Source organism: Corynebacterium sp. c3Ub_189, assembly GCF_039907195.1.
Classification (GTDB): domain Bacteria; phylum Actinomycetota; class Actinomycetes; order Mycobacteriales; family Mycobacteriaceae; genus Corynebacterium.
This window is the reverse complement of sequence record NZ_JASBOF010000028.1, coordinates 1-16,240: the sequence shown is the minus strand read 5'-3', so window position 1 is coordinate 16,240 and position 16,240 is coordinate 1. Positions and strand designations below refer to the sequence as shown.

Here is a 16,240-nt window from a genome sequence, read left to right as displayed (position 1 = left end):
AGACGGGTGAAGACAGAAAAATCCCCTAGGCACCGTACTGGGCCTAGGGGAAAGGGGGCGTCAGGCGATTTAGTCGAACTGGCCCTGAATGACAGCCGCCGCATCCAGCGGGGTCACGTGGTAAGAGATGGGGTTCTGGTTGGCGCCGGCCATGAGCGCGCCGGCGCAGGAGTGGCCCGCGCCCATCATGTGGCCCAGCTCGTGGGCGATGGTGCCCTGGACTGCCTCTGGGTACTGGGCATTAGGAATCTTGATGAAGACCATCTTGTGGTCCGGGTAGGCGGCGCCCTGGACGTAGCCGTTCGGGTCCGGCTTGTAGATGATGGCGACGGTGTCATCGTCAGCCTCGGAAGGCTTTACTTCCTTCAGGGAAGCCTTGCCCTTGAGGGCCTTATTCCACTCGGCTACCGCGGCATCCAGTTGCTTGCGGTATGGGAAGTCGCCGACCACCTTGTACTCCAGCACGCCGTCCTGGAAGTAGGGCTTTACGGAGTCCTCATCGTGGAGGATAGAAGGATCCGGGACCGGCTTGCCATCGTTAGCCAGCCTGGTGATGGTCTTGCAGGTGCCCGGGGAGATGAGGGAGCGAACTGGGTCGCTCTTAGCGCTAGCGGCCGGTGCGGCGACGGTGCCAAGAATGGCGGAAGCGGCCAGGGTGGCGGCAGAAAGCTTCTTGAAAGAAGGCATAGGCAGTGAGTTACCTTTCGGTTGATTTTAAGGTTCGCAGAGTGCGATATTCCCAGCAATATCCGTGGTAAACGGCATTGTGTGGGTGTCTTATGCGTGCGAGCATATATCAGTTTCTTATTGTCTGCAAAGGGAAAAATAAGAATGCAAGGTGTTGTCTACTTGCTTGTCATTACTGGTCGGCTCTGAAGAGTACTGCGTTCGTCCCGCTGTTTAGCGCTTGTCCCTTTTTCATGAGTAACACTTACTACACTGGCTCCCACAATCCACCAGGAGCCCACAGGAGGAAGCAATGTCTGTCCGTAACGTCTGCAGCAACTATGACTCCGTCAAGGATTGGCAGGAGCTGTTGTATAAGGATCTGCACCAGCACCCAGAGCTATCCATGCAGGAAGAACGCACGCTGGGCATTATCAAGGACAAACTTGCCGATCTCGGCTTCCACCAAATTGAAGCAGGCGGCGGCGTGGTCGGTGTCTTGGAAAACGGTGCCGGGCCTACCGTTATGCTGCGCGCGGATTTCGATGGCCTACCGGTTAAGGAGGATACCGGCTTGGAATACGCCTCCACCGATACCGTCGTTGATCCGGATGGAAACACCGTCCCTGTCATGCACGCCTGCGGCCATGACTCCCACGTGGCCAGCCTGTTGGGCATGGGCGCGCTCATGGCGGAGGCAACCGACCAGTGGTCCGGCACCCTACAGCTCATCTTCCAACCGGGTGAGGAGATTGCAGCCGGTGCTCAATCCATGGTGGATGACGGACTTGTGGACAAGGTTGCCACGCCGGACGTAGTACTTGGCCAGCACGTCTTTGCCAGCAACTTTCCCGCCGGCACCGTGGCGCTGGCCTCCGGCCCATTCATGTCCACCGCGGTAAGTATGGACGTCAAGGTTTATGGCCAAGGCTCGCACGGCTCCATGCCGCACCTCAGCGTTGACCCCGTGGTACTGGCCAGCTCCATTGTCATGCGCTTGCAGACGGTCATCTCCCGCGAACTCAACCCCTCCGAATTCGGCGTGCTGACCGTGGGCGCCATCAACGCCGGCTCGAAGGCCAATATCATCCCCTTCGAGGCCAACCTGAAAATCAATGTGCGCGCCTATAGCGAGCAGGTACGCGATAAAATCACCGGCGCGATCGAGCGCATCGTTAATGCCGAGTGTCAGGCTGCCGGCAGTCCGCAGCCGGCCGAGTTCATTTATCACGATTCCTACCCGCTTACCAGCAATGATGAGGGCACCACGGAGCGCCTTAAGGAAGCCTTTGTGTCCTACTTCGGTCCCGACCGCGTCCTCGACGCTGAGCCCCTCACCGCCTCGGAAGATTTTTCCACCATTGCCCGCGCTTTCGGCGTTCCCTACTGCTTCTGGGTATTTTCCGGCCGCGAAGAAGAGAAGGATGTCCCCAACCACAGTCCGCACTTCGCCCCGCTGCTCCAGCCCACTCTGCGCACCGGCACCGAAGCCCTTATCGCCGCTGCGCTGAGTTACCTAGGAAACAGCTAACCGAAGCGCAGCATTCGGCCGTACAGCTCCAATGGTGTGTGCGGCCATGCTTTTTGGGATGCGCGCTGTATGAGGTAGCGGGGGAGTAGTCCGCAGGCTCCATAACCGCGAATCTGGTCCATGCATCGCTTTCCGACGCCCACTTCTTCCTCCACGCCCCAACCTACAGACCCCTAAAACAGCTCCAACGCCCGGGCCTCGCTTGGGGCCACAGGGCGCTGGAACTGGTTCTCTCTATCTCTCTTGCGTTCTCTCGAACACACAAATTCAAGATAATGCGCTAGGCTGCCATGGGTCTGTCATTTGCCTGTGAATATAGTGGCAGTCATTTGGTGGAGGATAAAAAATAGCTCAATCAGGTTACGGGTATCAAGGTGGAGGCTCTTGGATCGATGAGCCTGATTCACAAGAGGCTTCTTTTGCGTAAGATTCTAGGGAAACTACAAGCGCGCTATCGGGTTGGGGTCGACAAGTCTTTAATTGTGCGCCAAGAGCAGTGTCAGAGGAGGAGAGATGGCACAACAATTTGATCCGGAGATGCATCGGCAAATGGGTGTCGAGGCGGACGTTGTATTGCGGGTGGGAATGCTCCTAATGGGTGCCGGCACCTCTGGTTATCGCGTACTTAGAGGGATGAAACGGAGTGCACGAGCTCTGGGGTTTGACCATCTAGATGCCACAGTGGGTCTGACGCAGATTACCTGTACGTTTCACCGCGGCGAATACTTCCGGACGGTCATTGCTCGGCAGCATTCGCCTGCAGTTGATGCCTCTCGGATTGAAGCCTTGGAAGATTTGACCCACAATCGCCTCTACGCAGGGATCACCGCTCAGGAATTAGCGGCGATGCTGGATGCTATTGAGCATAATGTCAAAAAGCGCTGGGGCGGTCTAACTCTTTCTTTCGCTGCCGCGATCGCATGTGCGGCGTTTGCGTATCTTAATTTTTTCCCGCTGGAAGCAGTAGGGTTGGTTGCTTTGGCGGCGTTTGCAGGCCAGTTTGTTCGTTATACAGTTCTCCACCGTCACGTTCATCAAATTGGAGGAGTGATTGCTGGTGGTGCGACGGCAAGCATAGTTTTCTTCTTGTTGACGGAGATCTTCGGAGCTTTAGGTTCGGTGGAGCCCAGTGAACTGTCCTCGGGTTTTGTGGCGGCCGTTTTATTCCTGATTCCCGGGTTTCCACTTTTCTCTGCTTTGATCGACATAGCGCGATTTGATCTTGATGCGGGGATTGTCAGATTGGGGTACGCCTTTACCGTCATATTCACGGCGGCTTTCACGGTCTCTATGGTTAGCTGGCTGACAAAACTTAGTCCTGACCCACCTGCACCTGCGCAGGATATGCAATGGTTTCTGTTGGCGCCGCTAGCAAGTTTTCTGGGCATTGCTGGGTTTGCTTTTCTTTTTAACTCTTCTCGCCGCATGGTCTTAGTAGCGGCGTGCGTTGGAACCGTGGCAAATGAGCTTCGTTTGATTCTAATTCACGCGGGAACAACCATTTTCTTTGCAGCCTTTGTGGGTGGATTAATCATCGGGTTGCTGGGGGCAGTAGCTTCTAAAAGGGCACGTCTTCCTCGTATTACAACCACCGTTCCGGCCGCGGTGATTATGATCCCAGGGGTGACAATGTTCCGGGCGGTGTTTTATTTGAACGATGGTCAGATGGATCAAGCATTGGCCAATGTAGCAACTGGAATGATGGTAGTTGGATCTATTGGTGCCGGTTTGGTGTTTTCTCGCCTGCTCACTGATAAGGATTGGGCCTTGGGCCGCCTCATTGATTTTGATAAAAAGCTTCCGCAGAGGCCTTCTTCCGCATGATGCCTAGACTTTAGCTAGGGAAACGCCTGTGGCCCCCAGTTCCTTTCGGAGCTGGAGGCCACAGGCGTCTCTCATGTCGTTTCCATATATCGGCATCTGCCGCCCTGTGGAAACTGCAGGGGTTCTCTCTATCTCTCATATGCGCTCTTTCAAACGCACGATTTCAGTATGGGGCACTGGGCTGTAGCGCCCATGGGGGCTGGCTGTTGGGTTGCTGTTAGTGGCTGGGAATTGGGTGGGGAGGGCGTCGGAAAGCGGGGCAGAGGTGGATGTGTGCAACATTGGCGCGTGAAAGTGACATAGAGCATAGTTGGTTTCTGTAGGGTGGAAGATATGCGCGCAGTCAGGCTGCGCCGTTTCACATGCTTGTAGAGCTACAGAATTGAGGTGAGGAGCATGTCTCCTCTCACAGCCCAACCCCCAGCCAAGGACGCCCTGCCGGCGCAGGTGGAAGAGGCAAAAGATACACAACGCCAGCATCGCTCGGCCATTAAGGCGGCGTTTATTGGCACCTTCATCGAGTGGTTCGACTATGCGGCCTATATCTATATGTCGGCGATTATCTCCCGGGTGTTCTTTCCGGAGATGGAAGGCCGCCGCGCGCTGATTATGACGTTTGCGCTCTTCGCGCTGTCGTTCCTGGTACGGCCGTTGGGCGGCATTGTGTGGGGTCACTTTGGTGATAAATACGGGCGCATCCACACGCTGACGGTGTCTATTGTGATGATGTCGGTGGCAACCGCGTGCATCGGATTCCTGCCGGGCTATGCCACCATTGGCTTTGCCGCCTCTATCTTGCTGTTGCTGTGCCGCATGGTGCAGGGCTTTTCCGCAGCCGGCGAGTATGCGGGCGCGGCCACGCACCTGGCTGAGATTGCCCCGGCCGGCAAGCGTGGCATCTATTCGGCGGTGGTGCCGTCCGCGACGGCCTCGGGCTTGCTCTTGGGCTCGCTCATTGCGGCGCTGCTGACTGGAGTCCTTGATGATGCCGCCCTGGATTCCTGGGGTTGGCGTGTGCCATTCCTGATTGCGCTGCCTTTGGGTCTGTACGGCCTGTGGATTCGCCGCAACACGGAAGAGTCCTCCCACTTTGAGGACCAGGATGAGCCGGAGGAGTCCCCGCTGCGCGAGGTTCTGAAGTACCCCAAGGCCCTGGCCATTGCCTTTGCGGGAGCGGTGCTCAACGCCATTGGCTTCTACGTCATTTTGACCTACCTGCCCACTTACCTGTCGGAGGAGTTGGGCATGGCCGCGACGCCGGCGTTTATCGCATCCTCGGTGGCGTCCGCATTCTATGTGGGCTTTGCCTTGCTCACCGGCATGCTTTCGGATCGTCTTGGTCGCCGCACGACGATGCTGTGCGCGGCCGCGTTCATGGGCGTGACCATCATTCCGGCTTTCATGCTTCTCGATGGCGCCGGACTCTTCCTCGTCATTATCATTCAGGTCTGCCTGGGTGGCGTACTGGCGCTTAACGACGGCGTCCTGCCCTCCTTCCTTTCCGAACAATTCCCCACGCACGTGCGCCTGTCCGGCTTCGCATTGACGTTTAATACGGCCAACGCTGTATTCGGTGGTACCGCACCGATGATTGCCACTTGGCTTATTGACGTCACTGGTCTGCAGCTTGCCCCCGCCTTCTACTTGGTGGCCGCGGCGCTGGTGACCGGCATCGCGGTTCTCTTCGCGTCGAAGAAGAATAAATTGCACGAGTAGTACCTTGGAGCCGTGTAAAACGCCTGCGGCCCTCGGAACCTAAAAGGAACCGAGGGCCGCAGGCGTCTCTCTCTACAAGGTGTTTCCATGTATCGGCTTTAGCCGCCCTCTGGAAACTGAGGGGTTCTCTCTATCTCTCTCGTATGCGCTCTCTCAAACGCATGATTTAAGTATGGGGTACGGGGCTGCTACTGCAATGGATTGCGCCTGATAGGTCGCTGCCAGTTGCTGAAAGTTTACTGTTAGCCCCGTCTGCCCATTGCGCCTAGTAGTCGTAACTTTCGGCGGTATTGGCATCTGCCCCAATGCGCTGCAGGTGCGTGCGGCGCTTCAGGCGGATGGCCGGGCGGGCTGCCATGCCTAGGCTGCCGAGAAGATAGAAGACGGTGGCGACCATTGACATGCCGGCCAGCGTCAGCACCGAGCCAAGGATGAAGACCACGGAGATGGCGATGTCATTGGCAATGGAAAACGTCTCGTACTTGTTTTTAATTTTGATTTCGTTGTTCTGCCCGAGCTTGATTTCTAGGTCGGGATCTTTTTCCTGTTCTGACATGATGTCTCCCACCTTGCTAGACAGGAAAAGTCCTTGTCGAGCCACGTTTTTGTGCGATTATTGGAACATTCCCCAGATGGTGGCAAAGAGCACGATTAAGCCCATGACTGCCACAAAGTAGTTGGTCTTTTTACCGCGGAAGCGGGCTAGTGCCTCCACGCGGTAGATGACCCAAATAGGCAGCAGGTAGGTCATGAAGGCGAAGAAGACGCCGCCTACGACAGAAATCATATCCAGGATGGAGGGGTTGAAAATTCCTACTAGAGACGTGGTGATGAAGATGAAGAGGTGGGTCCACAGGTCAAGCGTGCGCGTAGACATCTTCTTTGTGGCCTTCGGTGCAGCCAGGTTGAAGAGGTACTGGGTCCCCTCGATGGTGCCAAGGGCGTGGCCAAAGTAAGAGGAGGCCACCGCGAAGATTACAACAATGGGCGCCATGTAGGCCATAAACGGGGTGCCGGTTTCATTGGCGAAGTAGGAGAGTACCGGAAGGTTCTTGTCATTAGCCTCCTGCATGCCGTCCGCGCCCATGGCCAGGGCGCAGGACCAGACGAAGAACATGGTGAAAAGGGTCAGCAGGATGGCGGAGTTGCGGATGACCTTATCGGACTGCGCGTGGTGGTCCGCGCCGTATTCCTTTTCCATGCCCAGGGAGAATTGGGAGATGGCGGCAACAAAGGAAAAGGAGAAGACCAAGACGGGAAGGATAAGGATGATGGCCTTGAGTACACCGCCGGCGCTGTGATCGCCGGCTTCCATGAAGGAACCTAAGTCCCATTGCGGGATGAGGTAGAGCGATACTGCTGCGAGCGCCACGATGAGCGGGTAAACCACGAACTGGGCAATCTTCAGCATGATGGCATTGCCAAAGGCAAGTGCCAGCGTCATAAGTCCCACGCATAGCGGTGCCAAGATGTAGCGGGAAATTTCCGGTCCGCCTAGTTGGTTGACGATGAAACTATCGACTGTATTAGTAATCGATACGCCGTAAATGAGCACCACCGGGAAGATAGTGAACCAGTAGATGATGGCGAGGATGATGCCGTTGCCGCGGCCGAAGAAGTGGGTGAGTACCGCGAGGACGTCCTCGCCATGCAGCGGCGAGTAGCTAATGATCCAGGAGAAGGCACGGTGGGCTAAGTAGGTCATCGGGAAGATGAGCAGAGTGGCTACCAGTAGCGGGATGAAGCCGAAGCTGCCGGCAGAAATCGGCAAGAAGAGGATACCTGCGCCCACGGCAGTGCCGAAGAGCGTGATTGTCCATTGGCTATTGACGGCCTTATTGGCGGTCACCTGGCTGTTGTTGGGGGTGTCTGCGCCGCCGGTAGTGGGTGAACTGGCCGGTGAAGCGGGCGCATTCGCAGTAGTGTGAGACATAGAATTCATCCTTCAGTACTTGTGAATGAGCTAACATAAACAATCTATCTGAAGGTGTTAGCGAACGAAAGCAAATTTGTGATCTACGTTAAATAAATGTTAAAGACCGCCGCACCGAGGGTGGTGCAGCGGTCTTTGAGAATCTTGTTAAGGTGCCGCAGCTAGTCCGCGATCAGGTCTTCTTCCTTCAAGAAATCCAGCGCTATGGTGGTGCAGTCCTCGCCATCGACGTCGACGCGGGCGTGAGTTCCTGCATCTTTTCGTCGGTAAGCAGCTGCGAAAGAGGAGCGAAGAGCTCTGCAATTTCTGGGTGCTCGTCCAAGGCCTCGGTGGGAGCATCTGGAGCAGAGTGATGACGTGTATGGGTAGGGGGGACATGAAGGAAGGCCGCTGCACCGTTTGATGGTGCAGCGGCCTTTTGAAGTGACTGGCTAGGAAACTGTGTCCCTAGGGCAGAAGTGGGGTGTTCTTAGAACAGGCCCTCAGCCTTCTTGCCGGTGTCCTTCATGGTGTGCTCGCGGGAGTCAACGTTCTGGTCGTTGTGCTTGGAGTCATCACCCTTGATGCGGGAGGTCTGGGTTACCTCGATGTTGTTGATGAGGCGGCCTTCCTTGGTCTTGCCGTCGCCGAAGTCCAGGTTAGCGATGCGAGCTTCTTCGCCAGCGTTAATCGGGTTAGCCAGGGTTACCTCGAAGGAGCGGGTGGAGGTCTTCTCATTGAAGCCCAAGTCACGGATGTGAGCGCCGTTGGAGGAACGCGGGGTGATGAGGCGGTCAACGCCCTTCGGGCCCTTAACGGTCTTCACGTCAACGCGGAACTGGGTAGCTGGGAACTCGCCGTAGTAACGCTCGGAGCCAACGTTCTTAGCGCGCAGAGCAACGGTGCCTGCGAAGCCAGCGTGCTTAGCGCCGGACACGGTCAGGTAAGGCTCGAGGTCGAGCTTGTGCTTGGAGTCCTTCTTGTCCTCCTTGGCATCGACCTCTTCCTGCTTCTTCTTGTCGGCAGCCTCTTCGTTCTTGCCCTCTGCCTCAGAGACCTTCTCGGTTGCTTCCTTGGCGTTGCCCTCGGAGTCCTTGATTACCTCTGCGTCAGCCTCGAGGTTCTTGTCCTCTTCAACAACCTTCGGGTCATTGACGTCGGTGGTGTTCTGAGCGTCCTTGTTAGGAGCGTAGGAGTCGGACAGCTTGTCGTACAGCTTGACGCGAACCTCGTTCTTTACCGGCTGCATTGCATTCCATGCGGTCGGGGTGGACCAGGTGCCGTTAGGCTTGCAGTACTGCTGGGTGCCGGTCATGTTCAGCACGCGGAAGCCGTAGGTAGCTTCACCGGTGTGGTTTGGCGGAACGTCGTAAGGTCCGATGGACTGGCCAGCTTCCCAGGACAGGGAGTAGGAAGCGCTAGCGCCGATCTTGGTGGCGATCTCGTGGGAGATGCCGAAGGAGCCCTCACCCTTCTTGCCGGAGCCCTTGCCGCCCAGGTTCATGGACGTGGTCTCGGTGCGGTCACCGTTGACGGAAAGGGAGATGGACTGAGACTTGGACAGATCCTGCTGCAGCGGAATGTCCTTCTTGGTCTGGTTGGTGGTGGAGATGGTGCCGGCCGGCAGGAACCGATCGGAGACCTTGTAGACCACGGTGCGGTGGTCCTCCCACGGGTTACATACCGGGCGAGGGTTCAGGACGTTCGCCTTCTTGTGGTCGGAACCGTGGGTGGTGTGGATGATTGGCAGATCCGGGTTCAGAGCCGGGGTCTCCGGGTAGGACTCGGTCTGGGTAGCTGCGCCAGCCAGCGGTGCCGCGAAAGCGGTGCCGGCGACGATGAGGCCGGCGGTCAGGCCGGTCATGCGACGACGAATCGACATATAGAACTTCTCCTGGGCAGGTAGAAAATGAATGAACTTATGAATGAAATCCAGCAACTCACAGTGTTGCGCTAAGAAAACGCTAAAACAGGCTCATAATTAAGTCATCTCTTAGATGTCTATATATTTACTGGAGCGGAGGGTGGGTATTTTTTATATAGACCAACCTGTTTATTGGGATTTATTCCCGCTAGATGGCTGGCAGTGTGTGAAAAATTATTGATGGATAGATGTATATACAATGGCCGATCGACTTAAATTTGTAACACCCCTAGGTGGGGGTGTTCCTGTGGCTGCGAGAAAGGTATTGGCACCCTGTTGAAAAGTTGTGGACATGTCACAATATGCGCCGTACGCTGCATTTAGGCGGGTGGAAAGAGGTTATAAAATGCCTAAGCGTGAATGTTACGTGACATAAGTTAAAGGCGTTTACATTGCAGAGGTTGACGTGTTCCGCAACTGGAACCTGCCGGGGCCTTCCGCTGAGGGGTAGCGGGTAGGGCTAGAAAAGGGCGGCTTCGGCAATAAGCATGAGCGCCGCGCAGATGGCCACGATGATGACGATGCGGTTGAGGAGGCGCCTATCTATAAAACGGTTGAGGTAGTTGGCGGCAACGAGACCCACGACAACGAGGGGGAAGTAGGCCGCCGCTGCGGTCACCTGAGTGCTGGTGATCTGCCCATTAAACGCCAGAATTATAAGAGAAATTAAGGTTCCGAGGACAAAGGTGCCCGCCAAGGTGCCGCGGGTGCGGTTTGGGTCGAAGCGCTTCATAATCAGCGCCATGGGCGGGCCGCCGATGGAGGTCGAGGTGCCCAGGATGCCGGAGGCTACGCCGGCGATGAGCGTATTGGCGGTGGTGGGGCGAGGGCTCCAGCCCAAGCTGGATAGCGTCATAGCAAGGAGTACGGCGCAACCGATGAAGATGGACAGCCCATCGGGAGAGAGGCTGGCGATTGCCCACGCGCCCACCAGGGAACCGGGAATGCGGGCGAGGGAGGAAATGCCCACCACGCGCCAGGATGTCTCGCGGAAGGTGCGCGCGAGCGTATAGCTGGAAATGCACAGTGCCAGCAGCAGAATGAGCGTGGGCACGAGCTCAGGTCGAATGAGTGCGATAATGGGCGTGGCAATGGTGCCTAAACCAAAGCCGATGGTGCCCTGAGTAATGGTGCCAGCGAGGATGAGGACGCCGATGAAGATAGAGGACCATGCGTCCACAGAGATTCCCAGAAACATAACGAGGGCTAAGTATATCTGGGTCTAGCCTGCATACAGAAACAATTAGAGGCGTGCGGTGGCCTTCTCATTGGCGGCGATTTCCTCTAAGCGCTCGGCCGGGCACATGCCGGCAACGATGACCGCGGAACCGCCAGCGGCTAGGGGCTCGAGCACGGCGCGGGAGAAAGACTCATTATCGGACCAGCCGGTAGAAAGTAGGCGCTCGGCGGTAGCGGGGGCATCGACAAGCTGGGGCAGTGGTTGGGTTTCTCCGAAGTACTGATCGCCGTAGAAGCGCACGGTGGGGCCAAAATCGATGGCGCCGGTGGGAAGCTCCCCGCCGGACTCGACCACGCCGCGGCCAAAGGGGTTCTCGCTAATGAGCACGATGTCGGCCTGGGGCTGGCGCTCGTGGGCGGCCGCGTAGCGGGAAGGGGAGGTAAAGACGACGTCGGCAAGCGCGGCAGACTCGCCAAAGCTATAGGAAGGGCCAGAAGCAAGGGCGCCCAAGGCCACAACGGCCGCCTGCCACGAGGAAGGAAGATCGATAGCGATGGTGGAATCCGCCTCTAGGTCGAGCTCTTCTTCCAGCATATTGGCGATCTTGGCCACCCAATTGTCGAGCGTTTGTGCGGAAAAATCCATGCGCGCGCCGGTGGACTCGTTGTATACGGTAAGCCGCGGGGAGGCGGCATCGGCACGCAAAAGATGGGCGAGTAGTTCCATACCCGCCCATCGTAGGGGAGAAGTGCTAGTTCACGCAGCGCGGGCCGTCGCCACCAGCATCGATCTCTGGGGAAACCTTGGCGGTACCGAAGTCGTTGCCTGGGGTGCCAACCGGCTGGCTGGACTTATCTTCCTCCGGCTGCTGGTCGCTGGCTTCCTTATCGGAAGGTCCCTGGTAATCATCGGTAGCAACCACGATGAGGGTGTCGTCATCGAGCTGCGTATTCTCTGCCACCGGCACCCCGCCCAGCTTCTTGGCCAGGGCCTTAGCTTCCTTGCTCGTCGGATCGGCGGCGACCACCTGCGACTCGCTGTAGATGCCCGGCTGCGCATTGGCGGAACGCTCCACCGTGTAGCCCTTGCCTTCCAGCCAAGAGCCGATGCCGGAGGCCAAGCCATCAATATTGCCGGCGTTGAGGACGTGAATATTGATATTCGGATCGACGTCCTTGTCCTTGTCCGCCTTTTCTTGCTTGTCCTTATCTTCGGCCTTGGACTCATCGGTGGCTTCATCGTGGGTCTTGGCCAGGTCATCCATGAAGCGGTGGACCTCGGCGGAATCGATGGTGACGATGGATTCGCCATAATCGCCCTGGCCGTCGATGGAGGTCACCGGGATAGTGGTGAAGGTGACATTGCCGCCGGCCAGACCGGCCAGCTGGGTAACAAAGCCCATGATGTCCCAGCCCTCATCGATGACTACGGAGCGCTCTACCGCCTTGGCAATCTTAGACAGCTTGGAAGGATTAGCCAGGGTGTCGTTGTCCAGGATCTTATTGACCAGGGACGCCATGAAGGCCTGCTGGCGCACGATGCGGTCGAGGTCGCCGCGCGGGAGGTTATAGCGCTGGCGCACGAAGGCTAGGGCCTTGGCGCCGTCGAGGGTCTGCTTGCCCTTGCTGAACTTAGCGCCAGACATGTCATCATCAACATCATCGTTGAGGCAGACATCTACGCCATCGACGGCGTCAGTGAGCAAAGTAAAGCCCAACAGGCCCACCTCGGCGTAGTGATCAATAGACACGCCGGTCAGGGTGCGCACCATGGCCAGCAATCCTTCGCGGCCGGCTTCGACGCCCTGCTTTTCGATGTCCTTATCCGAATGCGGCTTCTTTTTGCCCTTGGCCTCCGCCTCGGCATTTTCCTGCTCGAGCTCTTCCACCTTGGCGTTCTTGTGGGAGGCGAAGACGGCATTCATCTTCATATTGCCGTAGTCCGGATCCTTGACATAGGTATCGCGCGGAATGGATACGGCGGTGGCGCGGGAACCGTCCTCCGGAACGCGGATGAGCATCATGGTGTCGGTATTTTCCTCACCATCGGCCACGCCGGCGTGCAGGTCCGCCAGTTCCTTCTCGGAGAGGGGATTGCCCTTGGCATCGGTGCGCGAATCCTTGCCCACCAGCAAGATATCTACTGCGCCATCGAGCGAGTTACCGGACAAGCCCTGGCCGTCTAGGGACAAGTCAGTGGCCGAAGACATGCCACTATCCAGCCGGCCTACGGTGGCATAACCCACGCCAGATACCACCAGGATCAAGGCAGACAGGAGTGCCACGATCGCCTTGATGGCCGTGGAACCTTTTTGCTTTACCGCACTAGCGGCAGAGGGCGCCGGCTGGATGGTGCGCGCCCGGCGAGTGTTCTCAGAAGTCACAAGTGGAGGCTTTCTAGATTGGTGGGGATCTGGAGACAGTTTAGGGCAGAAAAGCCAAAAATTAGTGATCCGTGTCCGATTTCGCGTGTTCGGGCAGTGTCCCTGCCCAGTGCGAGGAGCGTCTGTGACTAAGCTCGGGGCCATTGTGACTACACCAAATCAATCCCCGCTGGCCGTGATTACCGTGACCTATAGTCCCGGTGAATACCTCGGTAGTTTTTTGGACTCCCTGCCGAGCGCCTGCGCTCGCGGCACCAATGTTGTGCTTGCGGATAATGGCTCCACCGACGGCGTGCCCGAGGCCGCCGCCCGCGAACGTGCCGGGGTGGACTTTCTCGATACTGGCGGAAATATCGGCTACGGCGCTGGCATGAATGCGGGTGCCCGCTTCGCCCGCGAGCACGGTGGCGTGGACGAGGAATTTTTCCTTATCTCTAATCCCGATGTTGCCTTTACCCCGGGATCTATTGATCAACTCATTGAGTGCGCCCGCCAGTGGCCGGATGCTGCGGCCGTGGGCCCGCGCATCGTGGAGCCGGATGGCAGCAACTATCCCTCGGCCCGCGCCGTGCCCACCGTGGCTACCGGCATTGGGCACGCACTCTTTTCTTCGATCTGGCCGTCCAATCCATGGTCGCGCGCCTACCGCGATGAAGCCGATATGACCTCCCAGCGCCCAGCCGGATGGTTATCCGGTTCCTGCCTTCTTGTGCGCTGGGATGCCTTCGACGCCATTGGCGGATTTGATGAGCGCTACTTCATGTATCTCGAAGACGTAGATCTAGGAGATCGCTTCACGCGCGCCGGCTACCAAAACATCTTTTGCCCAGAGGCCGTCATCAGCCACGCTAAGGGGCATTCCACCCAAGCGCACGCCGGAGCGATGCTGCGCGCCCACCACAACTCCGCCTATCGCTTTCAGGCAGACCGCCACCCCGCATGGTGGCAGGCCCCACTGCGCGGCGCGTTGTGGTTGGGCCTGCGAGTCCGCGGGCTTATTGCCTCAGCCTCGGCACGTTCTTAAGGCTCGGTGCGCGTGCCGTTGAACTGGATTGCGCGCCATACGCTCTACACTGTCCCTCAGAAAATCACAGAATAAAACTGTCCGCATACATAAGGAAGACTATGACTGAAGCAGCCACCACCCACGGTGCCAGCACGGATGCAGTGATTCTCGTCGGCGGCCGCGGCACCCGCCTACGCCCACTAACCATCGGTACGCCGAAGCCGATGCTGCCGACGGCAAACTACCCGTTCCTGCAGCACCTGCTCGCCCGCATCAAGGCCGCCGGCATCGAGCACGTCGTCATGTCTACTTCCTATAAGGCCGAGGTCTTTGAGGAGTACTTCGGTGATGGCTCCGAGCTGGGCCTAGAAATCGAGTACGTGGTGGAAGAGACCGCGCTCGGCACCGGCGGCGGCATCCGCAACGTCTACGACAAGCTGCGCAATGACACGGTCATGGTCTTCAATGGTGACGTGCTCTCCGGCATGGATCTGGAAGGCATCCTCACCACGCACCATGACAAAGACGCCGATGTCACCATGCACCTGCTCAACGTGGCTGACCCGCGTGCGTTTGGTTGCGTGCCGACCGACTCCAACGGCCGAGTTACTGCGTTCCTAGAAAAGACCGAGGATCCGCCAACCAACCAGATCAACGCCGGTTGCTATGTATTCAAGCGCTCCGTCATCGAGTCCATCCCGGCCAACCGCGTTGTTTCCGTGGAACGCGAAACCTTCCCAGGGCTCTTGGCTGAAGGCCGGCTGGTTGTAGGCCACGTAGACAACTCCTACTGGCGCGATATGGGCCGCCCGGATGACTTCACCCGTGGTTCCTCCGACCTAGTACGCGGCATCGCGCCTTCCCCGCTGATTGAGGGCAAGACTGGTGAATCCCTGGTAGATCCTTCCGCCGGAATCGCCGGTGGCGTGCTGTTGCTATCCGGTACCGCCGTGGGCCGTGGCTCCGAGGTGGGCGCGGGCTCCCGCCTGGAGGGCACCGTTGTCTTCGACGGCGTGCGCATTGAGCCCGGCGCCATCATCCACAACTCGATCATTGCCTCCGGCGCCCACATTGGCGCCAACGCGGTCATTGAGAACTGTGTCATTGGTGAAGGTGCCCACGTCGGCGCACGCTGCGAGCTTCTCGACGGCATGCGTGTCTTCCCCGGCGTTTCCATCCCCGATGCCGGCGTGCGTTTTAGCTCCGATGCTTAACGCTTTCGCCGTGGTCTGGGCACTGCACTAGGTCCAGCTGACATAGGTCGAACTGAGGACAATGGAGCCTCGGTTCGGCCTCTCTTTTTATGGGTCACCGAGCCCGCCTGTCCGCAACGGCCGACATGGTGCGGAATCAGTGCGGGCGCGGAGGGGGTGGATCCCTTCTTTGCGGCGTTGTGCGCGCGACACGCCGGAATTTCCTGAAAATTGTTGACAGAAAAACGGGGTACCACTACATGTAGTACCCCCTACCTACACCCCCATAGGGGATCAGTTGTTACAGATGTGACGGATGGGGATCGTGTGCTGCGTTTTTGCCGGAAAGCGCGAAGAAGCCGCCAATTCGGGTTGACGATATTTAGTGATCCGGTGTGAAATTACATCAGTGAAAGAAACAGCGGCCGGCGCCGTTACTTCCACACCATCCCGGCGGGGTTGCCCAAGGGGAATGTGGTGTACAGTCGGTCGCACTGATGAGAATTACCCAACCTCGGAGAAAGGAAAAGGCGTGGACAAAATGGCTAATAACAACGCCATTCTCCGTGGCGGTGCTGCTGCAGAGATGTCGCTCGATGAACTCTTCGGTGCCGTCGAGCAGGAGTGGCAGGACCAGGCGCTGTGCGCACAGACCGACCCTGAAGCATTCTTCCCTGAAAAGGGAGGCTCTACCCGTGAGGCCAAGCGCATCTGCCAGGCCTGCGCGGTACGCGATGAATGCTTGGAGTACGCGCTGGAGCACGATGAGCGCTTCGGTATTTGGGGCGGGCTATCGGACCGCGAGCGCCGCCGCCTCAAGCGCGAGATTGGATAATTAAGGTGTCCAGTGAGGCCCCTGGCTAGCACGCAATGTGCGGCCAGGGGCTTTTCTGCTGCCGCGAAAC

General features: G+C 57.9%; 13 protein-coding genes. 6 read left to right on the top strand and 7 right to left on the bottom strand.

Annotation, left to right across the window (positions count from 1 at the left end):
• Positions 1 to 69 precede the first annotated feature (69 nt).
• Positions 70 to 687, bottom strand: coding sequence for a M48 family metalloprotease (locus tag QKD99_RS11050; protein ID WP_347951447.1), 618 nt, complete (start codon positions 685 to 687; stop codon positions 70 to 72).
• A gap of 292 nt (positions 688 to 979) precedes the next feature.
• Between QKD99_RS11050 and QKD99_RS11045 the strand changes: the two genes are divergently transcribed.
• From QKD99_RS11045 to QKD99_RS11035, 3 genes are all read left to right on the top strand, one after another.
• Positions 980 to 2,197: an amidohydrolase gene (locus QKD99_RS11045; RefSeq protein WP_347951446.1), complete on the top strand. Its 1,218-nt coding sequence runs from the start codon at positions 980 to 982 to the stop codon at positions 2,195 to 2,197.
• A 513-nt stretch (positions 2,198 to 2,710) separates the two neighbouring features.
• The gene (locus QKD99_RS11040; RefSeq protein WP_284767915.1) at positions 2,711 to 4,021 is read left to right on the top strand and encodes a threonine/serine exporter family protein; all 1,311 of its coding nucleotides are present in this window, start codon (positions 2,711 to 2,713) and stop codon (positions 4,019 to 4,021) included.
• A 396-nt stretch (positions 4,022 to 4,417) separates the two neighbouring features.
• Positions 4,418 to 5,737 carry an MFS transporter gene (locus QKD99_RS11035; RefSeq protein ID WP_284815604.1) on the top strand — a complete coding sequence of 440 codons (1,320 nt, stop codon included), beginning with the start codon at positions 4,418 to 4,420 and terminating at the stop codon, positions 5,735 to 5,737.
• 265 nt (positions 5,738 to 6,002) lie between these two features.
• Here QKD99_RS11035 and QKD99_RS11030 read toward each other — a convergent pair whose 3' ends face one another.
• The 6 genes from QKD99_RS11030 to QKD99_RS11005 form a co-directional block, all read right to left on the bottom strand.
• A complete protein-coding gene (locus QKD99_RS11030; protein ID WP_284766750.1) occupies positions 6,003 to 6,293 on the bottom strand; it encodes a YrhK family protein in 291 nt (96 codons plus the stop codon).
• 57 nt (positions 6,294 to 6,350) lie between these two features.
• Complete coding sequence (locus QKD99_RS11025) at positions 6,351 to 7,670, bottom strand: septum formation initiator (RefSeq protein WP_347951445.1); 1,320 nt, start codon at positions 7,668 to 7,670, stop codon at positions 6,351 to 6,353.
• 469 nt (positions 7,671 to 8,139) lie between these two features.
• On the bottom strand, positions 8,140 to 9,531 hold the full coding sequence (locus QKD99_RS11020; protein WP_284766748.1) for a hypothetical protein: 1,392 nt from the start codon (positions 9,529 to 9,531) through the stop codon (positions 8,140 to 8,142).
• Between the two features lie 502 nt (positions 9,532 to 10,033).
• Positions 10,034 to 10,771 (bottom strand): sulfite exporter TauE/SafE family protein, encoded by a 738-nt coding sequence (locus tag QKD99_RS11015; protein ID WP_239278727.1) that lies wholly within the window; start codon positions 10,769 to 10,771, stop codon positions 10,034 to 10,036.
• Positions 10,772 to 10,816: 45 nt separating this feature from the next.
• On the bottom strand, positions 10,817 to 11,479 hold the full coding sequence (locus QKD99_RS11010) for a TIGR03089 family protein (RefSeq protein ID WP_239278728.1): 663 nt from the start codon (positions 11,477 to 11,479) through the stop codon (positions 10,817 to 10,819).
• A gap of 25 nt (positions 11,480 to 11,504) precedes the next feature.
• The gene (locus QKD99_RS11005) at positions 11,505 to 13,136 is read right to left on the bottom strand and encodes an LCP family protein (RefSeq protein ID WP_239278730.1); all 1,632 of its coding nucleotides are present in this window, start codon (positions 13,134 to 13,136) and stop codon (positions 11,505 to 11,507) included.
• A gap of 124 nt (positions 13,137 to 13,260) precedes the next feature.
• Between QKD99_RS11005 and QKD99_RS11000 the strand changes: the two genes are divergently transcribed.
• The 3 genes from QKD99_RS11000 to QKD99_RS10990 all read left to right on the top strand — a co-directional run bounded on the left by QKD99_RS11000 (position 13,261) and on the right by QKD99_RS10990 (position 16,170).
• The gene (locus QKD99_RS11000; protein ID WP_239278731.1) at positions 13,261 to 14,160 is read left to right on the top strand and encodes a glycosyltransferase family 2 protein; all 900 of its coding nucleotides are present in this window, start codon (positions 13,261 to 13,263) and stop codon (positions 14,158 to 14,160) included.
• 101 nt (positions 14,161 to 14,261) lie between these two features.
• A complete protein-coding gene (locus tag QKD99_RS10995; protein WP_239278732.1) occupies positions 14,262 to 15,356 on the top strand; it encodes an NDP-sugar synthase in 1,095 nt (364 codons plus the stop codon).
• A 565-nt stretch (positions 15,357 to 15,921) separates the two neighbouring features.
• A complete protein-coding gene (locus tag QKD99_RS10990; RefSeq protein WP_005528147.1) occupies positions 15,922 to 16,170 on the top strand; it encodes a WhiB family transcriptional regulator in 249 nt (82 codons plus the stop codon).
• Positions 16,171 to 16,240: the final 70 nt, after the last annotated feature.

Bases quoted from the DNA above. Each gene is read 5' to 3' on its own strand.
- QKD99_RS11045 (WP_347951446.1), top strand. From the start codon at position 980: ATGTCTGTCCGTAACGTCTGCAGCAACTATGACTCCGTCAAGGATTGG.
- QKD99_RS11050 (WP_347951447.1), bottom strand. From the start codon at position 687: ATGCCTTCTTTCAAGAAGCTTTCTGCCGCCACCCTGGCCGCTTCCGCC.
- QKD99_RS11020 (WP_284766748.1), bottom strand. From the start codon at position 9,531: ATGTCGATTCGTCGTCGCATGACCGGCCTGACCGCCGGCCTCATCGTC.
- QKD99_RS11015 (WP_239278727.1), bottom strand. From the start codon at position 10,771: ATGTTTCTGGGAATCTCTGTGGACGCATGGTCCTCTATCTTCATCGGC.
- QKD99_RS11035 (WP_284815604.1), top strand. From the start codon at position 4,418: ATGTCTCCTCTCACAGCCCAACCCCCAGCCAAGGACGCCCTGCCGGCG.
- QKD99_RS10995 (WP_239278732.1), top strand. From the start codon at position 14,262: ATGACTGAAGCAGCCACCACCCACGGTGCCAGCACGGATGCAGTGATT.
- QKD99_RS11040 (WP_284767915.1), top strand. From the start codon at position 2,711: ATGGCACAACAATTTGATCCGGAGATGCATCGGCAAATGGGTGTCGAG.
- QKD99_RS10990 (WP_005528147.1), top strand. From the start codon at position 15,922: ATGTCGCTCGATGAACTCTTCGGTGCCGTCGAGCAGGAGTGGCAGGAC.
- QKD99_RS11030 (WP_284766750.1), bottom strand. From the start codon at position 6,293: ATGTCAGAACAGGAAAAAGATCCCGACCTAGAAATCAAGCTCGGGCAG.
- QKD99_RS11010 (WP_239278728.1), bottom strand. From the start codon at position 11,479: ATGGAACTACTCGCCCATCTTTTGCGTGCCGATGCCGCCTCCCCGCGG.
- QKD99_RS11025 (WP_347951445.1), bottom strand. From the start codon at position 7,670: ATGTCTCACACTACTGCGAATGCGCCCGCTTCACCGGCCAGTTCACCC.